General features: G+C 57.9%; 29 protein-coding genes. 14 read left to right on the forward strand and 15 right to left on the reverse strand.

From position 1 onward, the window contains the following. Positions 1–369: 369 nt before the first annotated feature. From ACR3E0_RS07000 to ACR3E0_RS07010, 3 genes are all read right to left on the reverse strand, one after another. Positions 370–1,470 carry a manganese-dependent inorganic pyrophosphatase gene (locus ACR3E0_RS07000; protein WP_480477488.1) on the reverse strand — a complete coding sequence of 367 codons (1,101 nt, stop codon included), beginning with the start codon at positions 1,468–1,470 and terminating at the stop codon, positions 370–372. 371 nt (positions 1,471–1,841) lie between these two features. Next, positions 1,842–2,201 (reverse strand): hypothetical protein, encoded by a 360-nt coding sequence (locus tag ACR3E0_RS07005; protein ID WP_480477490.1) that lies wholly within the window; start codon positions 2,199–2,201, stop codon positions 1,842–1,844. Between the two features lie 88 nt (positions 2,202–2,289). Further along, complete coding sequence (locus ACR3E0_RS07010; protein ID WP_480477492.1) at positions 2,290–3,012, reverse strand: class I SAM-dependent methyltransferase; 723 nt, start codon at positions 3,010–3,012, stop codon at positions 2,290–2,292. 248 nt (positions 3,013–3,260) lie between these two features. Here ACR3E0_RS07010 and ACR3E0_RS07015 point away from each other — a divergent pair, with 248 nt between their 5' ends. After that, a complete protein-coding gene (locus tag ACR3E0_RS07015) occupies positions 3,261–3,710 on the forward strand; it encodes a hypothetical protein (protein WP_480477494.1) in 450 nt (149 codons plus the stop codon). Positions 3,711–4,834: 1,124 nt separating this feature from the next. On the opposite strand, the gene ACR3E0_RS07020 is transcribed toward ACR3E0_RS07015, so the two are convergent. Together ACR3E0_RS07020 and ACR3E0_RS07025 are read right to left on the reverse strand one after the other, a co-directional pair. Continuing rightward, positions 4,835–4,972: an entericidin A/B family lipoprotein gene (locus ACR3E0_RS07020; protein WP_170432259.1), complete on the reverse strand. Its 138-nt coding sequence runs from the start codon at positions 4,970–4,972 to the stop codon at positions 4,835–4,837. Between the two features lie 161 nt (positions 4,973–5,133). Further along, positions 5,134–5,475 (reverse strand): ArsR/SmtB family transcription factor, encoded by a 342-nt coding sequence (locus ACR3E0_RS07025; RefSeq protein WP_480477496.1) that lies wholly within the window; start codon positions 5,473–5,475, stop codon positions 5,134–5,136. 327 nt (positions 5,476–5,802) lie between these two features. On the opposite strand from ACR3E0_RS07025, the gene ACR3E0_RS07030 reads away from it, so the two are divergent. The 6 genes from ACR3E0_RS07030 (at position 5,803) to ACR3E0_RS07055 (ending at position 9,570) form a co-directional block, all read left to right on the forward strand. Then, on the forward strand, positions 5,803–6,435 hold the full coding sequence (locus ACR3E0_RS07030) for an ATP-dependent Clp protease proteolytic subunit (RefSeq protein ID WP_480477498.1): 633 nt from the start codon (positions 5,803–5,805) through the stop codon (positions 6,433–6,435). 132 nt (positions 6,436–6,567) lie between these two features. Beyond that, a complete protein-coding gene (clpX, locus tag ACR3E0_RS07035) occupies positions 6,568–7,836 on the forward strand; it encodes an ATP-dependent Clp protease ATP-binding subunit ClpX (RefSeq protein ID WP_480477500.1) in 1,269 nt (422 codons plus the stop codon). A 69-nt stretch (positions 7,837–7,905) separates the two neighbouring features. Beyond that, on the forward strand, positions 7,906–8,277 hold the full coding sequence (locus tag ACR3E0_RS07040; RefSeq protein WP_480477502.1) for a Rid family hydrolase: 372 nt from the start codon (positions 7,906–7,908) through the stop codon (positions 8,275–8,277). Positions 8,278–8,356: 79 nt separating this feature from the next. Further along, positions 8,357–8,740: an NADH:ubiquinone oxidoreductase subunit NDUFA12 gene (locus ACR3E0_RS07045; RefSeq protein WP_480477504.1), complete on the forward strand. Its 384-nt coding sequence runs from the start codon at positions 8,357–8,359 to the stop codon at positions 8,738–8,740. 12 nt (positions 8,741–8,752) lie between these two features. Continuing rightward, entirely contained in the window at positions 8,753–9,205 is a 453-nt protein-coding gene (gene mlaD, locus ACR3E0_RS07050) for an outer membrane lipid asymmetry maintenance protein MlaD (protein ID WP_480477506.1), read from the forward strand. Further along, the gene (locus tag ACR3E0_RS07055) at positions 9,202–9,570 is read left to right on the forward strand and encodes a DUF2155 domain-containing protein (RefSeq protein WP_480477508.1); all 369 of its coding nucleotides are present in this window, start codon (positions 9,202–9,204) and stop codon (positions 9,568–9,570) included. Before mlaD ends, ACR3E0_RS07055 begins: the two co-directional genes overlap by 4 nt. Here ACR3E0_RS07055 and aat read toward each other — a convergent pair. The 4 genes from aat to ACR3E0_RS07075 form a co-directional block, all read right to left on the reverse strand. After that, on the reverse strand, positions 9,525–10,157 hold the full coding sequence (gene aat, locus ACR3E0_RS07060) for a leucyl/phenylalanyl-tRNA--protein transferase (protein WP_480477510.1): 633 nt from the start codon (positions 10,155–10,157) through the stop codon (positions 9,525–9,527). The two genes, ACR3E0_RS07055 and aat, sit on opposite strands and share 46 nt — an antisense overlap. Before the next feature lie 48 nt (positions 10,158–10,205). Further along, positions 10,206–11,555 (reverse strand): acetyl-CoA carboxylase biotin carboxylase subunit, encoded by a 1,350-nt coding sequence (accC, locus tag ACR3E0_RS07065; protein WP_480477512.1) that lies wholly within the window; start codon positions 11,553–11,555, stop codon positions 10,206–10,208. Positions 11,556–11,564: 9 nt separating this feature from the next. Beyond that, positions 11,565–12,071, reverse strand: coding sequence for an acetyl-CoA carboxylase biotin carboxyl carrier protein (accB, locus tag ACR3E0_RS07070; RefSeq protein WP_480477514.1), 507 nt, complete (start codon positions 12,069–12,071; stop codon positions 11,565–11,567). Between the two features lie 150 nt (positions 12,072–12,221). Then, on the reverse strand, positions 12,222–12,758 hold the full coding sequence (locus ACR3E0_RS07075) for a helix-turn-helix transcriptional regulator (RefSeq protein ID WP_480477516.1): 537 nt from the start codon (positions 12,756–12,758) through the stop codon (positions 12,222–12,224). A gap of 224 nt (positions 12,759–12,982) precedes the next feature. On the opposite strand from ACR3E0_RS07075, the gene ACR3E0_RS07080 reads away from it, so the two are divergent. From ACR3E0_RS07080 to ACR3E0_RS07100, 5 genes are all read left to right on the forward strand, one after another. After that, positions 12,983–14,278 (forward strand): helix-turn-helix domain-containing protein, encoded by a 1,296-nt coding sequence (locus ACR3E0_RS07080; protein ID WP_480477518.1) that lies wholly within the window; start codon positions 12,983–12,985, stop codon positions 14,276–14,278. Positions 14,279–14,356: 78 nt separating this feature from the next. Beyond that, a complete protein-coding gene (locus tag ACR3E0_RS07085) occupies positions 14,357–14,737 on the forward strand; it encodes a response regulator transcription factor (RefSeq protein WP_480477520.1) in 381 nt (126 codons plus the stop codon). Further along, positions 14,734–15,045, forward strand: a complete 312-nt coding sequence (locus tag ACR3E0_RS07090; protein WP_480477522.1) for a hypothetical protein — start codon at positions 14,734–14,736, stop codon at positions 15,043–15,045. Before ACR3E0_RS07085 ends, ACR3E0_RS07090 begins: the two co-directional genes overlap by 4 nt. Further along, positions 15,045–17,723: an ATP-binding protein gene (locus tag ACR3E0_RS07095; protein ID WP_480477524.1), complete on the forward strand. Its 2,679-nt coding sequence runs from the start codon at positions 15,045–15,047 to the stop codon at positions 17,721–17,723. Before ACR3E0_RS07090 ends, ACR3E0_RS07095 begins: the two co-directional genes overlap by 1 nt. A gap of 79 nt (positions 17,724–17,802) precedes the next feature. Continuing rightward, entirely contained in the window at positions 17,803–18,915 is a 1,113-nt protein-coding gene (locus ACR3E0_RS07100) for a FliM/FliN family flagellar motor switch protein (protein WP_480477526.1), read from the forward strand. Between the two features lie 12 nt (positions 18,916–18,927). On the opposite strand, the gene ACR3E0_RS07105 is transcribed toward ACR3E0_RS07100, so the two are convergent. Genes ACR3E0_RS07105 through ACR3E0_RS07120 form a run of 4 tightly spaced genes read right to left on the reverse strand, consistent with a single transcriptional unit; the run spans position 18,928 to position 21,126 of the window. Then, the gene (locus ACR3E0_RS07105; RefSeq protein ID WP_480477528.1) at positions 18,928–19,359 is read right to left on the reverse strand and encodes a protein tyrosine phosphatase family protein; all 432 of its coding nucleotides are present in this window, start codon (positions 19,357–19,359) and stop codon (positions 18,928–18,930) included. 9 nt (positions 19,360–19,368) lie between these two features. Then, the gene (locus tag ACR3E0_RS07110) at positions 19,369–19,800 is read right to left on the reverse strand and encodes a DUF6691 family protein (protein ID WP_480477530.1); all 432 of its coding nucleotides are present in this window, start codon (positions 19,798–19,800) and stop codon (positions 19,369–19,371) included. After that, positions 19,800–20,228: a YeeE/YedE family protein gene (locus tag ACR3E0_RS07115; protein ID WP_480477532.1), complete on the reverse strand. Its 429-nt coding sequence runs from the start codon at positions 20,226–20,228 to the stop codon at positions 19,800–19,802. The genes ACR3E0_RS07110 and ACR3E0_RS07115 overlap by 1 nt, the downstream gene beginning before the upstream one ends. Positions 20,229–20,262: 34 nt before the next feature. Continuing rightward, on the reverse strand, positions 20,263–21,126 hold the full coding sequence (locus ACR3E0_RS07120) for an MBL fold metallo-hydrolase (protein ID WP_480477534.1): 864 nt from the start codon (positions 21,124–21,126) through the stop codon (positions 20,263–20,265). A gap of 246 nt (positions 21,127–21,372) precedes the next feature. On the opposite strand from ACR3E0_RS07120, the gene ACR3E0_RS07125 reads away from it, so the two are divergent. Next, complete coding sequence (locus ACR3E0_RS07125) at positions 21,373–21,588, forward strand: hypothetical protein (protein WP_480477536.1); 216 nt, start codon at positions 21,373–21,375, stop codon at positions 21,586–21,588. Between the two features lie 9 nt (positions 21,589–21,597). Here the strand turns inward: ACR3E0_RS07125 and ACR3E0_RS07130 are convergent, their stop codons facing one another. Continuing rightward, the gene (locus tag ACR3E0_RS07130; RefSeq protein WP_480477538.1) at positions 21,598–21,816 is read right to left on the reverse strand and encodes a hypothetical protein; all 219 of its coding nucleotides are present in this window, start codon (positions 21,814–21,816) and stop codon (positions 21,598–21,600) included. Positions 21,817–21,980: 164 nt separating this feature from the next. Here ACR3E0_RS07130 and ACR3E0_RS07135 point away from each other — a divergent pair, with 164 nt between their 5' ends. Continuing rightward, the gene (locus ACR3E0_RS07135; protein ID WP_480477540.1) at positions 21,981–22,247 is read left to right on the forward strand and encodes a DUF2312 domain-containing protein; all 267 of its coding nucleotides are present in this window, start codon (positions 21,981–21,983) and stop codon (positions 22,245–22,247) included. A 20-nt stretch (positions 22,248–22,267) separates the two neighbouring features. Here ACR3E0_RS07135 and ACR3E0_RS07140 read toward each other — a convergent pair whose 3' ends face one another. Then, on the reverse strand, positions 22,268–23,188 hold the full coding sequence (locus ACR3E0_RS07140) for a hypothetical protein (RefSeq protein WP_480477542.1): 921 nt from the start codon (positions 23,186–23,188) through the stop codon (positions 22,268–22,270). Between the last annotated feature and the right edge of the window lie 103 nt (positions 23,189–23,291).

Consider the following 23,291-nt stretch of genomic DNA (forward strand, 5'->3'; position numbering starts at 1 on the left):
ACGAAGCGTTCTGTTTCGAAGAACGATAAAACGAAATTGTGCCAATAGTAGGTTTTTCTTTGCTTGAAAACACAGAGCGGTGCGTGATTGCAATTTACTTTGCGCGGAACCCAACCGCCCGGCGGCACTGCCGGGCCGCGCCGACCCGCCCCCGTCAAACCGAAGGTTTGCCTCCGGCAAAACGGGCGGCGCGTTTGCGCCCCGGGGTTCCGCCCGTTCGGCCCTGAGGGCTCCGCCCGTTTGGAAGCGAAACCATCCACTGGATGGTTTCCGGGAAGCTTTCTCACTCCACTGGACCGCTTCCGAGACGGGCCTCACCCCCCTCGGGTCGGTCGCGGACCGCAGTTTCAGTGTTCAACGGTTCAGGTGTTACTGACTCTCAACCGCTTTTTGTATCGCCGGACCAATCTGACGCTTGCGGGAGATCACGTCTTCTGCTTCCAGCATGTCATTCGCGATCTCTCCGCCGAATGCGGTAAGAACCAGGTCCTTGTCGGTGTCATCCCCCCACAGCATGTAGGATTTCTGATCGCGGGTATCGACAATCGCAAAGACCAGGTGGTCCAGACCGCTCGCATTCTTTTGCGTTTCGATCGCGGCTTTTAACTCGTGACGACGGTCGATCAGCTGCTGCGCCGTCAATGTCTCGGCGACCCCGATGCCGACATTCTTGCCGCCATACACGAAGTCCTTGTAGTCCAGCAGAACGATATCTTTCGCCGACAGCGCGCTAAGGTCGGATTTGGCCAGCAGCATGTTTTCCGCAAACGTATCGACATCCTCAATGCCAGCCTGCTGCGCCAGTTCCTGCACATAGTGGCGGTCATAGTCCGTGGTGGTTGGCAAGGTCAGGTTGACGGTATCGGACAGGATCGCGGCCATCCCGATGCAGGACAGGGAGGCAGGCAGTTCAACGCCAAGCATCTGCGCCTGGTCGGCCAGAATTGTCGCTGTCGATCCCCATGGCCGCATCTCGATGCTGATGGCCTCGGACAGGTTGACCGGCGATCCACCAAGCGCGTGATGGTCGATCAAGGCGACGATGGTTTCAGGGTCAATGCTGGGCGGAAGCTGTGTGCTTTGATTGAAGTCGACCAGCCCTACAGTCATTCCCGAAAAATCATCGATAGCCTTCGGTTCAATCGCATTGCACTGTTCAATTGCGAACCGGGATTCTGGGTTGATCGAACCCGGAACTCCGGGCTGCCCACCATAGATATGGGCTGCCAGCAAACTGGCGCCAACCGAGTCGGTGTCCGGGTTGAGATGCCCGGTCCAGACCAGCCCTTGTACGTTTGCCAGATCTTTTTGCAGATAGTCCAAAGCAGCCCCATGCGGCCCGTCGGATTGCGCCCATGATGCGGTGGCGGCAAAGCAGGATGCCGCGACTACAGTCGCACGAACCTGGCCGATTGGAACCGACTTTGAATGTGTGGCGGAGTTGGATTGGCTCGCTTTCCTAAACTGCATAAGAGATCTCCGTCTGTTCACCGATTGCAAGATCTGACTGTGTCTGAGACAAACGTTGCGCCCGGCAAGTTTGATCAGTACCAAAGGGTTACGTAAGTTTTGCCTCACATGCTTCGCATTAAGCCAAAATGAACATTTCTTAAGGGTTCTTTTGGGCACTTCAGTCAAAAAGCTACCAAGCCAAACCGGGCGCATTGTCTGGTGGGTGTGATCCCAGGCATCGTAGGAAGGGTTTTCAAACCATCAACCCGCATGATTTCTTTTCAACCCACCCGCCCAGTTGCGCTCAGCTCTGCTGATCAATCGCTGCAAACGCGTTTGCGCCCCGGGGCTCCGCCCGTCTCAGGTCGGTGCGACCCTGATTGCCTTGTTCAAACAACCCGAGCGCTTTCAACCAACGCCTCAAATCCCGTCGGGTCCGCTTGCTTCAACTTCCGCAACGCCTCCTCCGCGTGATCCCGCAGGGCCTGTTTGCACTCGATCTTGACCGCTTCAACCCCGTCGACCAACGCGTCGATCTCGTGCAGGTCAACCCCGGTTGCTTCGGACAGGGCTTGCAGCGCCGCCAGCACCTTGCCCAGTTGCGTGCCATAGCTCGCCACATCGCGTTGCACCCGGTGTTCAATCGCGGGCACGCCCCGTATGCCGAGGGTGGGTTCGATATCCTGTTGCACATCTCCGCTCAGTGGAAAACGGAACTCGGGCGACCAGACCGAAAACGGACCAAACATCATGAAATCTCCTGAACCAAAATAAGACCCAGTTTCCGCTGCGCCGCAGCATCGTGTCAAGCGTTTGCGGGTTCGGGGCAGGAGATGTCTATTTCACAACGGTCAGGATGCGGTGTCCGCGGGCCATTTCGACGCCGATATCGTTGTCGCCGATATGGCGCGCCATGCCCAGCTTCAGCATCTGCTGCATCCCGATCCGCACCGGGCCAAGCTGGGTATCGTCGACGATGACCCGCGCCTGCTCGGTCAGGCAGGGGTAGATCGCCCGGAACTCACGCAGATGGGTGTCTTTGGCACCGTCCAGATGCAGCAAATCGATGGTGCGATCCGGGTGGTCCTGTGCGTAGCGCGGCAGCTCGACAAGTGAGTTGCCGGTGATGAACTCGGCCCGTCCGGGAAAGGCAACCTGCAGCCAGCTGAACGCCGCAGGCACATAGATGTCGACCCGCGCCCAGTCGGGGTCCACCTGATGGCAGATATCCACCGCGGTGACCCGCAGGTCGGGATTGGCGCAGAGCGACAGAAACAGCGAGTGACCACCGTTGACCCCGACCTCAAACAGGTGGCGTGCATTTCGAGCCAGCGCGAACATGTTGCGGCGCTTGCCTTCAAATGCCGGCAGAAGATCGTGCCCTGAAAAGTCGCGGGCCTTGTGCGCATAGGACAGGTTGCCGTTCAAAACCGTCTCGGCGTGCGCGGCTTGCAAGACCCGGGTCAGATGGGTGTTCAGTGATGTGAGTGCGGCCTGCCACGCAGCGCACGAAATCATATCGTCGTAGTGATGGTATTCGGGTAGGTTCAGCGCGTCCAACTCATCCGCCTTTTGGTCTTTTGGGCGTAAGGCTCGCGGAGAACCGCCCCAATCCTCGGTGTTACCCGCCGTCTTATCATTGCGCAGCGCGACTGCATAGATGAACCGAAATGCGCGTGCGCGTCTCTGTACCTAATGCCTGGATTAACCCAGGATGAAGTTTTCCTCAGGTAAGTTGTAACCCGCGCCGACCCTCCCAATCTGTTTGCCAAGGCCAGCGATGGCCCAGACCAAATCGGAGAGAGCCGATGACCAGATACATGACTGCCGGAGCAGCCGCTTTGGCCACAACCCTCGCCCTCGGCACCGCTGCGCTGGCCGATACAACGCCGGATCTGCGCGGTACATGGGCCGGGTCCTATACCACCGTTCAGCCCAGCCATTACTACAAAGGTGACGAGCCGCGGTTCAATCAGGCGGAATGGGTGATCGACATCCAGAAGCAGCAGGACAACGTGTTCTGGGGTCCCAGCAAGTGGCGCAGCGAAACTGTCGATGAGTGGCACGAATACGAGGTTACCGGTGCGATCAGTCTGGATGGGTCCGGCAAGATCGGTCTGGTGGAAACCTCACCTCTGGTCATCGGGGCCAATGCGCTGATTGATGCGCGCTATGAGGATGGCAAGATCTATGCGGATTTCCGTAGCCTGCGGAACGGAACGACCTACAGCACCGTTCTGGAACGTCAGGTGAACTGAAGCGTTTCCGGCCCGTCCGAATGTAGGGGGTATGTACCGCCGCTGCACATTGTTTGTGGCGGAGAGTAGTAGGTTACCAAGGGCGGGTCGGGACGCTTCTCAAAAACGGAATCAGCGTCTCCACAGCGAGGAGGCGCGCTGGGCGGCCAGTTCCGGTTGGCTTCGGTGATCGAAACCAGTGCGGCCAGTGGTTGGCCGTGATGGCTCAGCACAATGACCTCGCGGGGGGTCTGGATCCGAGTCACCAGCTCTCCCAAATGGGCATTTGCAGGCGAAATGGTACAGCGTATCGGCGAATCTCCGTTTGCGCGATTCGAAAGATCGGGGGTCGGACTATGGTAGAAAACCTGTAATTTGCGCCTGAGCCATCGTGTGCGGCCTTCGCACCTGCAGAAACGGCCGAAAATCAGGCGGGCGATGGCGATTTTCAGTTTTCCATATCCAACCCTGCCAAGAGTCGGGAATTCTGGAGTTATCCACATCACTCTCCCGGCGGATATCAACAGTTTATCCCCGTCTAATTTTCATGCTGCAGTGCTATTTTCTTGTCGGATCACGGCCCGAATGCAAAAGTCTGATTACCGCAACGGTTCTTCGGAGCAAGAGCGGGACGCACAGGCCAAAGGGGGTTGCGGCGGCGAGGACGGATCTTAGGATTTGTTTTATGTTGCAATGACCTACCGGTGGATGGTCGGCTGGATCGGACCTCGTGTTCGGATCAGGCGGTCACCCTCTCAAAAGGTCGATGCGTGCTGCGGCGCGGCTCTGTTCGCGAAGCAGCGGCTTTAGTCCCCACGGGGGCTGGGGCAACTGGATCGGGACGTCCCTCGGGCGTGTCGAACCGGCAAGGCGTCAGGAGTGTCCGAAAGGATACATGCAAAGACCGCGTCTGCGCACCTGACGCCTTTTCCTATTCAGAACCCCGGGTTCATACAGGCTACCACCCACCTCCCCCTCAGTACGGGAAAGGGGCTCTTCTGCATGTGCAAAAGAGCCCCGATTTAGTGTCAGAAGATGCAATGCCGCGTCTGTGCACCTGTAAGACGCAGCTTAGCGTGTCTGTATATGTGTTTCAACCAGATATTGCGGCGCCCGGCATTGGGTTCGCAATATGCAGGCAGAAATCAGAGGTTTTCCTGCACATCCGTCGCGGCGCTCTGAATCGCATCGCCCGCGTTTTCAATATCTTTGCCCGCGCCTTTTGCGGTTTCGCAGGCGGCCAGTGCAAACAGGCTCATGCCAATCAGAATTACTCGGATCATGCTCGTCTCCTTCATACTTGATCTTATTTTTGGGTAGCACCTTTCGTATGGTCGAACCAGTGTTTTGCACCCGCTTGTGAAACAGCCACAAACGGTGGCGGCGACATGGTTCATTTCCGCCTCACGAAGCGCAGGGCATATCACATGGCGCGGACACCATGTCAGGCCGTATCGGTCTCGCAAAACAACTCGTAAACAACTTCCAGCATGCGGCGGGGACGATCATTTGCCAGACGGTAGTAGATGGCCTTGCCTTCGCGGCGCGGTGTGACCAGCCCCTCCAGACGCAGGCGCGACAATTGCTGCGAGACTGCGGCCTGACGCGCTGACAAAAGGTTCTCCAGTTCAGTGACGGATTTTTCACCGGAGACCAGGTGGCACAGGATCATCAGACGACCTTCGTGGCTGATGGCTTTGAGGAAATTCGATGCGCGTGTCGCGTTGTCGACCATACGGTCGAGATCTTCCGGCGACATGTCCTCGGATAACTGGGGCAATGCCATTCTCATCTTCCTCTCAGGCCCGTCCATCGGGCCGGGTTTCCACGTTGGTGATCGCGTTTAGTACAAGTTTCGAACAACTCGTTCCATAAGCATGAATCAAAATGCTGTGATGGTTAGAGGGCAAAAGAACGGCGAGAACAACTCCAGCGATGCGTATCGCCGTGGCATGGGACGGCGTCTTGAACTTGACAGACTCCCGTTATCCTTGCGCGCAGCCGCCGCCCGAAGACGGCAACCCCCCTTGCAGCCCCCCGGTGGCGACACTAAGACTCGGGTAACTCATGTTGGGATAATGTCCCGATCCATCGCAAAGCAGGCAGGTTCCGAATGTTCGATCCAGTAGACACCTATATGAATACGCTCGTTCCCATGGTCGTCGAGCAGACCAGCCGGGGCGAGCGGGCTTACGACATTTTCTCACGCCTTCTGAAAGAGCGGATCATTTTCATCAACGGTCCGATCCATGATGGAATGAGCCATTTGATTGTGGCCCAGCTGCTGCATCTTGAGGCGGAAAACCCGAACAAGGAAATCTCGATCTACATCAACTCACCTGGCGGTGTGGTGACCAGCGGATTGTCCGTTTACGACACAATGCAGTACATCAAGCCGAAATGTTCCACATTGGTAATCGGTCAGGCGGCTTCGATGGGGTCGGTTCTGCTGGCCGGGGGCGAGAAAGGGATGCGCTTTTCGCTGCCAAACAGCCGCATCATGGTGCACCAGCCCAGCGGCGGGTATCAGGGTCAGGCCAGCGACATCATGATCCACGCGGCCGAGACACAGAAGCTCAAGGATCGCCTGTATGACATCTATGTGCGTCATACCGGGCAGACCAAAAAGGCGGTTGAAAAAGCGTTGGACCGTGACAATTTCATGAGCCCGGAAGAAGCCAAGGACTGGGGTCACATCGACGAGATTGTGGAAAACCGGGCAAAAATGGATTTGGAAGAAACGTAGTTACGAAACCCCGCGTCAGTTTTGCGGGGTTCATTTTGAGATTGTAGCTGCCACAGCGCTGGCCTAAGCTGCATGAACAGGCGCAAGCGCGACCCGCAAAGGGGCGCAGGGATGGAGCCCGAAAGGTAGATCATGGCGACAAACTCAGGCGGGGACAGCAAAAACACGCTCTACTGCAGCTTTTGTGGAAAAAGCCAGCATGAGGTGCGCAAGCTGATCGCAGGTCCGACCGTGTTCATCTGTGACGAATGCGTCGAGCTGTGTATGGACATCATCCGGGAAGAGACCAAGGCCAGCGGGCTCAAGTCCTCGGACGGGGTACCAACGCCCAAGGATATCTGTGAGGTCCTCGATGACTATGTGATTGGTCAGGCAACGGCCAAGCGGGTCCTGTCGGTTGCCGTGCACAATCATTACAAACGCCTGAACCATGCCCAGAAAGCCGGCAGCGATATCGAACTGGCGAAATCCAACATTCTGCTGATCGGTCCCACGGGCTGCGGCAAGACTTTGCTGGCGCAGACTCTGGCGCGGATTTTGGACGTGCCGTTCACGATGGCGGATGCGACCACACTGACCGAAGCGGGTTATGTCGGCGAGGATGTCGAGAACATCATCCTCAAGCTGTTGCAGGCAAGCGAATACAATGTCGAACGCGCGCAGCGCGGCATCGTCTATATCGACGAGGTCGACAAGATCACCCGCAAGTCGGAAAACCCGTCGATCACGCGTGACGTGTCAGGTGAGGGTGTTCAACAAGCGCTGCTGAAACTGATGGAAGGCACTGTGGCCAGTGTTCCGCCTCAGGGTGGGCGCAAGCATCCGCAGCAGGAATTCTTGCAGGTGGATACCACAAATATCCTGTTCATCTGCGGCGGTGCCTTTGCCGGTCTGGACAAGATCATTGCGCAGCGCGGTAAAGGCTCGGCCATGGGCTTTGGCGCAGATGTCAGGGATAACGACGAGCGCGGTGTGGGCGAAATCTTCAAGGAACTCGAGCCCGAAGATCTGCTGAAATTTGGTTTGATCCCCGAGTTTGTCGGACGCCTTCCGGTTCTCGCAACACTTGAAGATCTGGACGAGGATGCGCTGGTGACCATTCTGACCAAGCCGAAGAATGCTCTGGTCAAGCAGTATCAGCGCCTGTTCGAACTTGAAGATGCAGATTTGGGCTTTACGGATGACGCATTGAAAGCGATCGCCAAGAAGGCCATTGAACGCAAGACCGGCGCACGCGGATTGCGGTCGATCCTCGAAGATATCCTGTTGGATACGATGTTCGAACTGCCCGGCATGAAGAACGTGACCGAGGTTGTGGTGAATGAAGAGGCTGTGTCGTCCGACAAACAGCCGCTGATCATTTATGCAGATGCGGCACAGGAGTCGGCGTCAGCCGGTTAATTTCCGGGCCAATAGTTGCAACCCAACGGCGCGCGTTGACTGCGCCGTTTTCCGTGTGGGGAAACAAAAATGATCAAGCGAATTCATTCTGGCGGAGAATACGAAGAAAAAGTTGGCTATTGTCGTGCTGTGGTGGCAAACGGCTTTGTGTTCGTCGCGGGAACCTGCGCCCAAGGCGATGAAATTCCTGCAGATATCGTTGGCCAGTGCAAATCGTCTCTGGACGCGATTGGGAAAGCGTTGGGTGAGGCAGGATCGAGTTTCAAAGATGTGGTTCGCGTGAACTATTACTTGCCGGATATGAATGAGTTCGAACTCTGCTGGCCACTTTTGAGGGAAGCTTTCGGTCCGAATCCGCCTGCTGCGACCGTAATCGAGTGCAACCTCATTACACCAAAAGACCGGATCGAAATTGAAGTCACCGCTGCCTTGCCGGAATAGCGTAGATACCCTGCGCGCTCTGGACCTCGGCCTACCTTTGGTCCATACCTCTCTTCGACCAAATTGCCGGAGGCAGCCGATGGGAATCCTGAATACTCTATTGCGGGCCGTGACCTGGTGGAACGGGGCGACCTTGAACACGCAGATCTACACTGCGCGCAAAGGGGTTAAAGTTGGGGAAGATGATGAAGGCAACGTCTTTTATCGCACCGCTGATGACAGCAGGCGTTGGGTGATTTTCAACGGTGAGGCAGAGGCCAGCCGGATTGATCCCGACTGGCATGGATGGCTGCACCGCACCTGGGACGAGCCGCCGACCGACAAGCCACTGCGACACAAATCCTGGGAAAAGCCGCATCAGGAAAACCTGACGGGAACCGCCCTGGCCTACACGCCGGCGGGGTCGTTGCGTCGGGCAGATCCGGTAGATCGCAAGGATTACGAAGCCTGGAGCCCGGAATAAGCGAGGCGCGCAATGTCGACACATAACTGGACCGAAGTGATCGTCGGCGGCGCGGTCTTGGCCTGCGCCGTGGCCTTTGGCGTATATGCCAGCCAATCAACAGGCTTGTCGCAAAATCGCGCAGGCTATGAACTCGGGGCATCGTTCCGCTCACTCGAAGGGGTGTCGGTGGGTACAGATGTCCGTCTGGCAGGCGTCAAGATAGGGACCGTGACAGACGTACAGTTGAACTCGGAAACCTATCGCGCGGATACGACGTTTTCGGTTGCGGATGGGGTGCTTGTGCCAGATGACAGCGCGGTTGTGATCTCGTCCGAAGGTTTGCTGGGCGGCAATTTCGTTGAGGTTATGCCCGGCGGATCCCCCTTCTATTTCGAGCCGGGTGACGAGATCGAGGACACGCAAGGTGCGGTCAGCCTGATTTCGCTGCTTGTAAAATTTGTCACCGGAGACGGCAGCGAATGATGCGCATCATCCTGATGGCTCTGTTGTTCGTGGGCTCGGGCGCAGCGGCGCAGCAAAAGGTTCAATCCGGGCCTGGCGCGATGCTGCGTGGCCTGGACAAGGTCAGCGGCCAGACGGTGGACGTCGAAATGCAAAGCGGCGAGACACAGCCCGTTTTTGGATTGGACGTCGCTTTGGGCGATTGCCGTTTCCCGGTCGACAACCCCACCGGTGACGCCTTTGCCTATCTGACGATTTGGGAAAAAGGCAAGGCAGATCAACTGTTTGACGGTTGGATGATTGCCACATCTCCGGCTTTGAACGCACTGGATCATGCGCGCTATGACGTCTGGGTGATCCGCTGTATGACGCCATCGGCAGACTGAGATATCGGGGCGGTAAAATCCGCGCTGGCGTCGATCGCGTCCGCCAGTTCTATTCGGTATTGGTTGCGCGGAATTTCTATTGCGCCGAGCGACGCAAGATGGGCTGTCAGGAACTGCGTGTCAAAAAGCGTGAAACCGGTCTGCCGCAGCCGGTCCACCAGATAGGCGAGGGCAATCTTAGAGGCATCTGTGCGGCGCGAAAACATGCTCTCGCCAAAGAACGCGCCTCCAAGCGCGATTCCGAACACGCCGCCAACCAGGTTTTTCCCGTCCCAGACTTCCAAGGAATGCGCCTGACCGGACTGGTACAATTCGTGATACAACCGCGCCAGTTCTGTATTGATCCAGGTGTCCGACCGATCTGCGCATCCGTTGATGACACCGGAAAAGTCCCGATCAATGGTCACGTCAAAGCCGCAGTTCCGAATACGGCGCGCCAGACTGCGCGACATGTGAAACCCGTCCAGGGGAATCACGCCGCGCAGTTTGGGATCGACCCAGAACAGGTCCGGGTCGTCACGGTGTTCCGCCATCGGAAATATGCCGATGGAGTATCCGTGCAGCAAAAGCTCCGGCGACAGGCTCATACCGCAGACCCAGGTGCCGGAGCGCACCGCTCCCCCGGGGAACGGGTCTTACTGGGCCATATTCTCCGCAAGCCAGTGCTCCAGCCAGTGGATGTTGTAATTGCCGCTTTGGATATCGGGCTCCTGCAGCAATGCGTGAAACAAAGGCACGGTTGTGTCTATCCCGTCCACGATCAACTCGCCCAATGCGCGCTCAAGACGGGCCAGCGCCTCGTTTCGGTCCCGGCCCTGTACGATCAGTTTGCCAATCAGCGAATCGTAGTAGGGTGGAATCGAGTATCCGTCGTAAAGCGCTGAATCCATTCGCACGCCCAGACCACCGGGCGCGTGATAGGCCGTGATCTTGCCAGGGCAGGGCGAGAAGTTAGGCAGCTTTTCCGCGTTAATCCGAACCTCGATGGCATGGCCGTTGATCACCAGGTCATCCTGGCCGAATGACATCGGCTCACCTGCGGCGACGCGGATTTGTTCGCGCACCAGATCGACGCCAAAGATGCCTTCGGTCACCGGATGCTCGACCTGCAGGCGGGTGTTCATTTCGATGAAGTAGAACTCACCCTTTTCGTACAGGAACTCGATGGTGCCCGCGCCAATATAGTTGATCTTTGCAACCGCGTCGGCGCAGACCTTCCCGATCTTGGCGCGCTCCTCTGGGGTGATGCAGGGGCCGGGGGCCTCTTCAAACACCTTCTGGTGGCGACGCTGCAGCGAACAGTCGCGTTCGCCCAGATGGACAGCTTTGCCCTTGCCGTCACCAAAGACCTGAATTTCGATATGGCGCGGCGTGGTCAGGTATTTCTCGATATAGACCTCGTCATTGCCAAAGGCGGCTTTGCCCTCGGCCCGCGCGGTCATGAAGGCGCTTTCCATCTCATCGGCGCTCATCGCGACTTTCATGCCGCGTCCGCCGCCACCGGCGGTGGCTTTGATGATCACGGGATAGCCGAATTCCTCACCGATCTTCTTGGCGGTTGCCAGATCCGGCACGCCACCATCCGATCCCGGAACACAAGGCACGCCAAGCGCCTTCATCGTGTCCTTGGCCGTGATTTTGTCACCCATGACGCGGATATGCTCCGCAGTGGGGCCGATGAAGGTTATGCCGTGATCTTCAACGATCTGCACGAACTCGGCATTCTCAGAGAGAAAGCCATAGCCGGGGTGGATCGCCTGCGCGCCGGTGATTTCACAGGCTGAGATGATCGCTGGCACAGAAAGATAGCTTTGCGGGCTGGGAGGCGGGCCGATGCAGACAGACTCGTCCGCCATGCGTACATGCATCGCATCGCTGTCGGCGGTGGAGTGCACGGCAACCGTCGCAATCCCCATCTCGCGCGCGGCGCGGATCACGCGCAGGGCGATCTCGCCTCGGTTGGCAATCAGGATCTTGTCGAACATGCGCGCGCCTTACTCAACGATGACCAGAGGGGTGCCGAATTCAACGGCGTCGCCATCACCCACCAGGATGCGCTTGATCGTGCCTGATTTCGGCGCGTGGATATGGTTCATGGTTTTCATCGCTTCGACGATCAGCAGGGTGTCGCCTTCGGCGACTGAGGCTCCGACACTGATAAAGGACGGTGCGCCGGGTTCGGGCTGCATATAGACAGTGCCGACCATGGGTGAAGTTACCGCACCGGGGTGGCTGGCCGGATCTTCGGCCGCTGGGGACGCCTCGGCGGCTGCAGGGGCGGGGTTTGCGGTCGCAGCCGGGGCTGCTGTCGGTGCAGCGGCTGGAACCGCAACCTGAACCGGAACTGGGGCCGCTTGCGCCATGCGGCTGACGCGTACGTTCAGGCTGTCTTCCTCACCATACTCGCGTTTGACCTGCAATTCGGTCAGGTCGTTTTCACGCAGCAATTCGGCCAGTGCCTTGATGAATGCCACATCCGCTTCGTGTTTGGTATCTGTCATGAGTGTCCTCGACGGTTCCCCTTTGGCCCGTCTGTTCTGTGCGGGCTTTGGTCTGATTACGCAGGGTTATAAGCCATGCGTCCGGCCATGAAAAGCGCAGTCTGGGCTTGTCAAACCGGTGTCTCGACCGGATGCCGGAGGCCAAGCGGGTCAGAGCGGCATACCCGAAAGCTTGGCCACCAGTTCTGGCAATTTGCGCGCGCCGAATTTTTCCAGAAGCCGGGCGCGGTAGGCCTCGACCGTACGATAGCTCAGGCGCAGTTCCACGCCGATCTCTTTGGCGGACAGGCCGCGGCAGGACAGGATTGCGACTTCGCGCTCGCGGACTGTCAATTCAACAAGCGGGCGTTCTTCGGAAATGTCGGAAAAGCTCCAGATTCCGTGGCGAAACGGGTCGTCAGGGGTCAATGACCGTCCTCGCGCTCGGCACCAGAACAGATCGCCGTCGCGCCGCCGCATCACGCGTTCGTCCGTGTAATACCCTGTGTCGCGCATGACCTGAAGGCTCCGTTCTCCGATCCTCTCCCAGTCGGCTACGGACGGATAGAGATGAAGCAGCGGCATGTTGCGATAATCGGGTTCTTCTCCGCCAAATGTGCGGGCGAACTGAAGGTTGCACCGCCGGATGATCCGGTTTTCCAGTTCGACCAATCCGATCGGCGCGTATTCAAAGGCAGGGTCGCTCATCCTGGTATCGTGACGGCAAACCGATGGAAATTGAAGGGGCTTAGCATAAACGAATGAAATTTCAGTGTGAATCCGAAAGCGGCGCTTATGAAGACCGGGCGCTCAAAACAGTAAAGGCTGTAAACAACCTATGAAAATGAGCGCGTAAGCTTTAGAAAAGGATAGATTGTTCTGCAAATTGCCCATTGCGACACCGGTGTGTGCAGGTTCAGGGGATAAAGGTCATGCGCGATACGCTCACGGGCAGTCGAATTCGGGAACGGCGGCAGATCGCAGGCTTGCGGCAGGCCGAGCTCGCGCGTCGTGTCGGGATTTCGGCGTCCTATCTGAACCTGATCGAACACAATCGCCGTCGGATCGGGGGGAAGCTGCTGGTTGATATCGCCGCCGCGTTGTCGGTCGAGCCTTCCTTGCTGACGCAAGGGATCGAGGCGACCCTGATCTCCGCCTTGCGCGAGGCTGCGGTCGATGCGGTGGGTCAACAGGCCGAGGTGGATGGGCTGGAGGAGTTTGCGGGGCGATTCCCCGGATGGGCGGGTGTCCTCGCTCAGATGCATCGGCGGGTCGTATCGCTTGAGCGCACGGTGGAAACCTTGTCGGACCGGTTGACCCACGATCCGCATCTGGCAGCGTCCATGCACGAGGTGTTGTCCACAGCCGCCGCGATTCGATCGACGGCCGCTATTCTGGCCGACACGCAGGATATAGATACGGAATGGCAGGATCGGTTTCACCGAAATCTGCATCAGGATGCCGAACGTCTGGCCGACAGCTCCAAAGCGCTGGTGACCTATCTGGACGACAGTGACTCGGTGGCGGACCCGCGCGGCGTTCCGCTGGAAGATGTCGAGGCGTTTTTTGATGCGCGCGGACATCACTTTCCGGAAATAGAATCAACCGGCGACGGGTCGCAAATCAACCTGAATGATCTGGACACCGCAGCGGCGCGGGCGGTGGCCCAGGAAATGCTGGATCTCTATGCCTCTGACGCCAAGGCGATACCGTTGGCTGACCTAAAGTCGGTCCTGCAAGAGGCAGAACCGGACCCGATCGCATTGTCCGTTCGGTTTTCGGTTGATATGGCAACGGTTCTGCGGCGCCTGGCCTTTTTGCCCGATGAGTTTCTCGCCCGCCCTGCGGGCTTGGTGATGTGCGATGCGTCAGGCAGCATTCTGTTTGTCAAAACGGTTCCCGGGTTTGTCCTGTCCCGCCACGGTGAAGCCTGCCCGTTTTGGCCCTTGTTTGCCGCTCTGAATCGGCCATTGGTTCCAATCCGCAAGCGTGTCACGCAACTGGGCCGGACAGCGGCGGAGTTTGACTGTTTCGCCTACGCCTGGCCGCATGCCGTTCCGGGGTATGATCTGGAGCCTGTGTACCGGTCCGTGATGCTGGTACAGCCCCTCGAAGAGACTGCGCCGCGCGTGGGAACAGCGGCCCATGTGGGGCCAAGTTGCCGCGTCTGTCCAAATGGTAATTGTGGGTCGCGGCGCGAGCCTTCGATCTTGAGCGAAGGTTTTTGACAGTTTCCAAACAGAACGCTTAATCTAAACGGGACAGTTGGATGGAACGGACATCTGTCACGGGGAGGAACTGAAAGTATGAGCCGAAAGGTTCTATTGATTGAGGATGAGCCGAACATTGCCGAGGCGATCCGGTTTCTGCTGACCCGCGAGGGGTGGCAGGTCGAAACCCATAGCGAGGGCACAGATGCTGTTCAGGTGATCCGGGGGATGAAACCGGATCTGGTGATACTGGATGTCATGCTGCCGGGCAAAAGTGGCATGGATATCCTGCGAGACCTGCGCGACGTGGAAGACATGCAAAGCCTGCCTGTGCTCATGCTGACAGCACGTGGTCAGTCCCGTGATCGCGAGATGGCCGAGAATGCGGGGGTCAGCCGGTTCATGACCAAGCCCTTTTCCAACGCAGAGGTGCTGACCGCTGTTCGCGACCTGCACGCCCAAGCGTCGCGGTTATGACGGACGACGAGGGACAAAAAGAAAAAAGACCGCCGGGCGCAAGGCCCTCGCTTTTCCTGGAACGGCAGAGTTACCGGCGCCGGCGGCTGACCGATGCGGCCCGGCTGCTTCCGTTTCTGGGGGCGGCGTTACTGGCCATTCCATTGCTGTGGCCGAGCGACCCTTCACTTGGGCGAACGGTTCCGCTGTCGTCTGCCATCTTTTACGTTTTTGTTTGTTGGGGGGGGCTGATTCTGGTCAGCCTGATCTTTGGCTTTGCGGCTGCACGTATGGGCGGACGCGACGACACTGACGCGGATCCGGACTGATGGCGACGCTGAATGTCCTGATCCTTGTTTGCTTGGGCTATGTCGTCCTGTTGTTCGGCGTGGCTTTTGCCGCTGATCGAATGGCTGCAGCCGGGCGCGGCAAGTGGTTGCGATCACCGCTGATCTACACTCTGTCCCTGTCGATCTATTGTACCGCCTGGACGTTCTACGGCGCGGTTGGAAACGCCGCTCGTTCGGGGCTGGAGTTTGTCACCATCTATCTGGGTCCGACTCTGGTGATGGTCAGCTGGTGGTGGGGTCTGCGCAAACTGGTACGCGTCGGACGCAGCCAGAGGGTGACATCGATCGCCGATTTGATTTCGTCGAGATATGGCAAGTCGAACACACTGGCGGTTTGCGTGACCATTCTGGCGGTGCTGGGCGGCACACCGTATATCGCATTGCAACTGCAGTCGATCACGCTGTCCTTTTCGATCTTTGCCGACGCCGATACGACAGGTCTGTATCGCGAAGGATCCAGCGTCTTCTGGGTGGCCGCTGGTCTGGCCGTGTTTGCGATTCTGTTCGGAACACGCAACCTTGATGCAAATGAGCGCCACCACGGCGTTGTGACAGCCATCGCACTGGAATCTGTTGTCAAATTGTTCGCGCTGCTCGCAGTAGGGATCTTTGTGGTCTGGGGCATAGCAGGGGGCATTGGCCCGATGATGGAGCGCATTGATGCCTCGGACATCGGCCAGTGGAATGTGGATGCGGGACGGTGGACAACCTTCATCTTCCTGTCAGCGGCCGCTTTTATCTGCCTCCCACGCATGTTCCAGGTCATGGTGGTCGAAAACGACGATGAGGGGCATTTGAGGACCGCCGCCTGGGCCTTTCCGCTTTACCTGTTGTTGATGAGCCTGTTCGTGGTGCCCATTGCGGTGATCGGGCTGGATCTGCTGCCTGCCGGGTCAAACCCCGACCTGTTTGTTCTTACGGTTCCACTGTCACAGGGGAATGACGGTTTGGCCATGCTGTCGTTTATTGGTGGCTTCTCTTCGGCTACATCCATGGTCATCGTGACTGCAATGGCTTTGTCGACGATGGTGTCGAACCATGTCGTCATGCCCATCTGGCTGAACACTCAGGAAGGCACCGGATCGGTGTCCGGAGACGTTCGCAACGTTGTTCTGCTGGCGCGTCGGGTGTCGATCGCTGTCATCATGGCATTTGGATACTTTTACTACAGCCTGTCCGGCGGTGGCGCGGCTCTGGCATCCATAGGGTTGGTTGCCTTTGCAGGGATTTCACAGATTTTGCCGGCATTGGTTGGCGGGTTGTTTTGGCGCGGCGCAACTCGAACCGGCGCGCTGGCAGGGCTTACGGTTGGCTTTGTGCTGTGGGTATACACTTTGCTGTTGCCCGGTATGGGCGCGGCCTGGATGTCCGAGGCCGTTTTGCAAAACGGTCCCTTTGGCTTTGGCTGGCTACGTCCTCAAGCCTTGTTTGGGATCGAAGGCATCGATCCAATGGTGCACACCGTGATGTGGTCTATGTCGCTGAACACGATCGCGTTTTGTGTCGTCTCGCTTTTGAGTTTCCCAAGCCCGCTGGAGCGGCTGCAGGGCGCGCAATTCGTAAATGTGTTTGATCATTCCGTCGCGCCACGCGGCTGGACCGGGTCCGTTGCGCAAAGCGAAGATCTGATGATCATGACCCAGCGGATTCTGGGTACCGGACCAGCACAGGAGTTTTTTCAGGCCGAAGCCGAACAGCAAGGGGGCCGCACACGGCTTCCGGAGCCGACACCGGGATTTCTGGAACGCTTGGAACGCGAACTGAGTGGGTCGGTCGGCGCGGCGGCCGCACACGCAATGATCGGTCAGATCGTGGGCGGATCGTCGGTTTCTGTCGAGGACCTGTTGGCTGTTGCGGATGAATCCGCGCAATTGCTGGAATACTCCAGCCAGTTGGAAGTGAAATCAGCCGAACTGAGTCGGACTGCGCGTCAACTGCGCGAAGCAAACAATAAATTGACACAGGTGTCCGAACAAAAAGACAGCTTCTTGAGCCAGGTCAGCCATGAACTGCGCACGCCCATGACGTCAATCCGCGCGTTCTCTGAGATTTTGCGCGACACACGGGGGCTCAGCGCTGCCGAACAGACACGCTATGCGGCTGTTATCCACGACGAAGCCCTGCGTCTGACGCGCCTGTTGGATGATCTTCTGGATCTGAGTGTTCTGGAGAGTGGGCAGGTCAGCCTGAATGTCGGCGATGACAGCTTGCGCTCGGTTCTGGATCGCGCGGTGTCTACGGCGCTGGCCGGAACCGATCAGACCTTGAGCGTGCGGCGCAGCCGTATGGCGGAACGCATCCCGCTGCACACCGACCTTGATCGCCTGGGGCAGGTGTTCATCAACCTGATCTCGAACGCTCAGAAATATTGCGATGCGGACGAACCTGTGCTGACAATTTCTTCACATGATGTCGGAGGGCAGGTCGTAATTGACTTCGCGGACAACGGCAGTGGGATTCCGACGGACGCACAGTCGATGGTCTTTGAAAAATTTGCCCGCGTCGGCGCCGACAAAGCGGGTGGGGCTGGCCTGGGCTTGGCAATCTGTCGCGAAATCATGCAGCGCCTGGGTGGCGAAATCAGCTATTTACCGGGGCAGGGCGGTGCCGCTTTCCGCGTGAGCCTGCCCCTGGCATACCGGCAGGCAGCGCAGTGACTGCGGCATAAACAACTTCGTAACCGTCACCGGGTTAGACCTGAGAGAAGTCGCAGGATCATTTGATGAATGTGAGGCAATGGCACAGACGGTCAGCGCCGCTTTGGCGCGCAAGCTATCGATGGGACAGGACGATTTGGGGGATCGTCCGCGCTCGGTCCTGCGAGCGCTGCGCCTGAGCTTTGCGCGGGCAGCCTCTGATTGCCTGAACCTGCCGCTGACCGTCATCGGGGCGAAACAATCGAACCGGCTGCCGGATGATCTGGCCAAGGTGATTGGTCAGGACTGGCTGTTGCTGTTGTTCGTCGGGTCCGAAGGTGTGGCCGCCGTGTGCCTGGATCCCAATACCGTATCTGCGATTGTACAGACACAGACTATCGGCGAGGTTACCGCTGATCCGCCTGCAGACCGTGAATTCACTGACACAGACGCGGCGATGGCAGCGCCATTGGTTGAAGACGCGCTGGCGCGCGCCGCATCGCTGGTCGAGGCCGCTACAGATCAAGCCCGCTTGTCCGGATATGAGTTCACATCGCGCGCCGCCGATCTGCGATCACTGTCCCTGGCTCTGCTGGAGGAATCCTACCGGGTGTTTGATCTGACCGTGGAGATGTCGGGCGGGGTGCGGCAGGGTCAGATGTCCATCCTGTTGCCGGATCCTCCGATATCCGTCGAGACCGGTGCAGAAGCCCTAGGCGAAGCCGGGCCGTGTCTTGAGCAGGCGTCAGGCGTCATACGCGCCGAACTGAACGCGGTTCTATGCCGTATGACATTGCCCCTGACAGGGCTGTCTGAACTGTCTGTCGGGGATGTCTTGCCGCTCATCGGGTCGCGGTTGGACAAAACTGAAATCCTGACCATTGACCGCGCCCATGCGGCGGTTGGACGTTTGGGACAAAGCGGGGGCCTGCGTGCGATACGGCTGAACGAACCGACCCTTGTACCAGCCCTATCGAGCACCGGTGACCCGGAATTCATCGAAAGCCGAACTGCGACGTCGTCGCAGGAGAATCCCCAAGCACTGGTGCAGGATACTCTGGACGTCACGCCCTACGACGCGGGGGCCGGGCTCCAAGATATCCAAGAGTTAGAGGGCGACCTGAACTTAACAAATTCCGAACTGATGGTCGCAGAGATATCGCAACTGGCAGGTTTGCCGGGGCCAGATGATTCCGAGGGCTCGGTCGACTGATCTTTGGTCGGGTCAGTCTGTCAGGCTGCGGATGTGTTCCAGTGCCGGACGCAGGTTTTCCAGCTGATAGCCTGCTTTGGTCGTGGCGGAGAGAATTTCATCCGTGCTCATGCGATCGCACTGGCCCAATGCCCAGATTACCGAACAGCGTGTTCCCGACGCGCAATACGCCAGGACCGGCCCGCTGCAGCCTTCCGCCATGTCCCGTTGACGCGCGACATTCTCTGGCGTCATGGTCTGGTGCGTGAGCTCCAGAACTTCGTAGTCCATTCCCGCAGCCCGCACCGCCTCTCCTATGATGTCGGATTGAAGGTCCGGCGGAATTTCGGAATTCGGACGGTTGCAGATCACTTTGACGAAGCCGGCTTCGGCGATGGCTGGAACGTCCTCGACTGTGATCTGAGGCGAAACGGCGTAGCGGGGCGTTATCGGGCGAATCTCCATGCCAGTTCCTTATGTCGCGCTTGCGGGACTGTCCAGTTGGGCGCGCAGTGTTGGCGCAATTAGCATTCCAGTGATCATCGCAACCAGAAACACCACGCCGCCAAGGCCACCATATGTCAGCGATGCCATGGCCGGTCCGGGGCACAGCCCGGCCAGCCCCCAGCCCATTCCAAACAGGACCGATCCGACGATCAAACGGCGATCCAGTTCGGGTTTTGCCGGTACCGGGAAATCTCCTCCGGTCAGAGGTTTGTGCCCGGACGTCAGCCTCCACGCTACCAGCATCGGAAGAATGGCGCCGCCCATGACAAAGGCCAGGGTCGGGTCCCAATCTCCGAATACATCCAGCCACCCCTGCACTTTGGTTGTGTCGGTCATGCCCGATATCAACAGGCCGACACCAAACAGCGATCCGGCGATCAGCGAAATGACAATCCGCATCAGATCAGCCCCCACATGTGTCTGAAAAAGAGAAGTGTCAGCCCTCCGGCCGCGATGTAGACGATCGTGGCGATAATGCCGCGCAGGGAAAAGCGGGAAATACCGCAGACGCCATGACCGGACGTACAGCCATTGGCGATGCGGGTACCGATGCCAACCAACAGGCCAGCCGCGATCACCACCGCCAGATTGCCGGTCAGGTGAGTTTCGGCGGTCGGTGCGATCAAAGGGCGCAGCACCAGAGGCATGGCTACCACGCCCGCAATAAAAGCCAAACGTTCCATCCAACTGGTGCGGTCACTGCCGTCAACCAAGCCTCCGAGAATGCCGCTTGCCCCCATGATTCGGCCATTGCCCAGCAGGTAAACCGCTGCGCCCAGGCCGATCAGCAGACCGCCAAACAACCCCGATATCCAAGCTGAGTCCATTTCAATTCATCCTGTATTAACTGTTTTGCGCGGGTCAGAGTTTGTTGATGGGGACCTTCAGGAACACATCACCCTGTTCGTCCGCTGGCGGCATCTGCCCGGCGCGCATATTGACCTGCAATGAAGGTAGGATCAGCCGCGGCATGGCCAATGTCGCGTCGCGGGCGTCACGCATGGCGACAAAATCCTCGATGCTGCGTCCTTGACCAATGTGAACGTTCAACGCTTTTTGCTCGCCCACAGTTGTTTCCCAGGCGTATTCATCCCGACCTGGCGCTTTGTAATCATGACCGACAAAGATTCGGGTCTCGTCGGGCAGGGTCAGAATCTTTTGGATCGAATCGTACAGCTTGGCCGATGATCCGCCTGGAAAATCGCAGCGCGCCGTGCCAAAATCCGGCATGAACAACGTGTCACCCACAAAGGCCGCATCGCCGATGACATACGTCAGACAGGCTGGTGTGTGGCCCGGCGTGTGCAGGACGTCCCCGCGCATCTGTCCAATGTGAAAACTGTCCCCTTCGAAAAACAGAGCGTCGAACTGGCTGCCATCGCGCTGAAACTCGGTCCCTTCGTTGAAGACCTTTCCAAAGGTGTCCTGCACCGTGACGATTTCCGCCCCGATGCCGATTTTGCCACCCAGTTCCTGTTGCAGGTACGGTGCCGCAGAGAGGTGATCGGCATGTACGTGGCTTTCCAGAATCCATTCGACCTTAAGCCCTTCTGCGCGCACGTGGTCGATAATCCGGTCCGCAGAGGCGGTGGTCGTACGACCGGCGGCATGATCAAAGTCCAGAACACTGTCAATGATCGCGCACGCTTTACCTTGCGGTTCATGTACGACGTAAGAAACCGTAAAGGTCTGTTCGTCGAAAAAGGCTTTCACTTTTGGTGTCATGGACTCCTCCGAGGGTATGTGCTAATCATATATCAAATTTGGAATGTGAGGCAATGGCCAATTCGTTTTTTGATGTCTGTCAAGGCGGCGCGCGTTCAATCCGATTAATCTTTGATCTAACTGCTCCAGAATGCCGAACCTTGCACAATTCGCAGGCAAGATTCCGCACAACGCCAAGTTAAACTCTTCGGGTCTTATTCCCGTTACTTATATTTGACATACTGGCACCAAGTGGGAGGATGGAAAATGACAACAACAAATCTCTATTCCGAAGCCGAACAGCTTGAAAAGAAGCTTCACAACGCCTGTCTGGATACGCGCTTGGCGCTTCAGCCGAGCGTAAGCAAAGTTGTTGACCGTATGCGTCAGCAAGGCATGCATGTCCCGTCGCGCCTGCGCCGTCTGGACGCAGCACTGTGCGAAGACGCCATGGAAGCGCGGTTCGACAATTTGCCTGTGTAAGGCCTCAGGTCATCCGAAGGAAATTCCGAGGATGACCATCATCAAGCCAATCACCGACAGAAACAGCGAGGCCATGTTCCATGGCAGCACGCCTTGGACAACGGCGCGCAGTTCGTCGTCTGACAGGCCTGCTTTGCGTGCCCTCATCACGCGGAGAATGCACCAGATCAAACCGGCCAGCCCCGCCAGCGACAGGGCCGCGCCGCCCCAGGTGATGAACTCGAACATGTGTCCCCAAAAATCATCCGTAACCGTTACCCGCGCTTAGCGGATCGGATCGCGCCGTTCAAGCCCGGCACCGGATTGCACGCTTGCGACCCGTGCGGCGGCGATGTATCCGGCATACTGCCCGATGTCACAGCATCGATTTTCAGATTCTGGGAGAGACTCATATGGAAGACATGACCGAAGATCAGGCTGCCGCCAACTACCGCGTGACTGCCGGCGAGTTGCGTCAGTTCATCGAACGGTTTGAGCGGCTGGAAGCGGAAAAGAAGGACATCGCGGAACAGCAAAAAGAAGTGATGGCCGAGGCCAAGGCACGTGGATACGACACAAAGGTCATGCGTAAACTGGTTACCCTTCGCAAGCGTGATAAAGACGATATAGCAGAGGAAGAAGCTGTGTTGGAGATGTATAAAGAAGCGCTCGGCATGTAGCCCCATATGCATGAGGGGGTTCAAGGTTTGAGAACGCGAATCCCCGGCATGGATTGGATGTGACCGAGATCCTGTTCATACAGTTCCGAAAACGCGCCGATTACGTCTTCGCTCCACCCCGGAAGATCTAGTTCTTCTTCAATCTTCTCTGGTTCCGCGTGGTTTTCAAAGATGCGCCTGACCTCTTCACGCGCGACCTGCTTGTCTTGCGACGCGCTGTGCTGGTTTGCGACCACGAGTTCCCGTTTTCCGTTTTCCGTCAGAAGCGATGCCAACAAAGCGTATTCATCCTCCAGTGCCGCGTCCTCAGGCAAACCGCACGCCGCGCGCATGATATCGCCCCAGATCAGTGGAGTATCCTCATGCTCCCACAGTGTCAGTCGGACGCCAGGGGCTAGGTCGCGCAGATCTTCGATCATGCTCAACCAGCTCAAGCAGCTCAAATCGGTGCTGTTGAGAATAGTGCGACGCAGGTCGGTGCGCAGGGACATCAGGATATTCGGGATAAAGCTGGCAGGATTGACCAGGCCAAAACAAAGCTCGATTTGGGCGTCTTCCAACAGCCCATCAGTATAGGCCGTGCGCTGACCGGCCAGGGGATAAAGCTGCCCGTCCTGAATCGCGGTCCTTCTGGGCCCAAAGAACTTGTCGCTGGACACCAGAACGCGCTGGGCGTTGGAGCCGTTTGGCAGGGTGCTCTCGAGATCATGCCTCGCATTGGAAAGGGAAACGTCGTTCGCAAGCGTGTCCGACATCACCTTAACAAACTGACGGCAGTGACGTGGACCCAGAGGCACAATCTGCCGCTGCTCCAGTGCGGTCCTGTTCGCCTGAATCGAGCGCATCAGCAAACCTTCATCGGTAAATGCGACGCCCGCGTGGATAACAACCTGCATCTTTTCCGAACCCTCAGGCCTGGCCGACCGCTTTGCGATCAACACCTTTGATCTTTTTGGCACACTGCCCGTTGTCCGCCATTTTCACATCTTCTGAAGAAATGCGGCAATCCCTAAGTTAGGGTGAAAATTGAGGCTTGCAGTCCCC

Source organism: Ruegeria sp. AJ12, assembly GCF_056536245.1.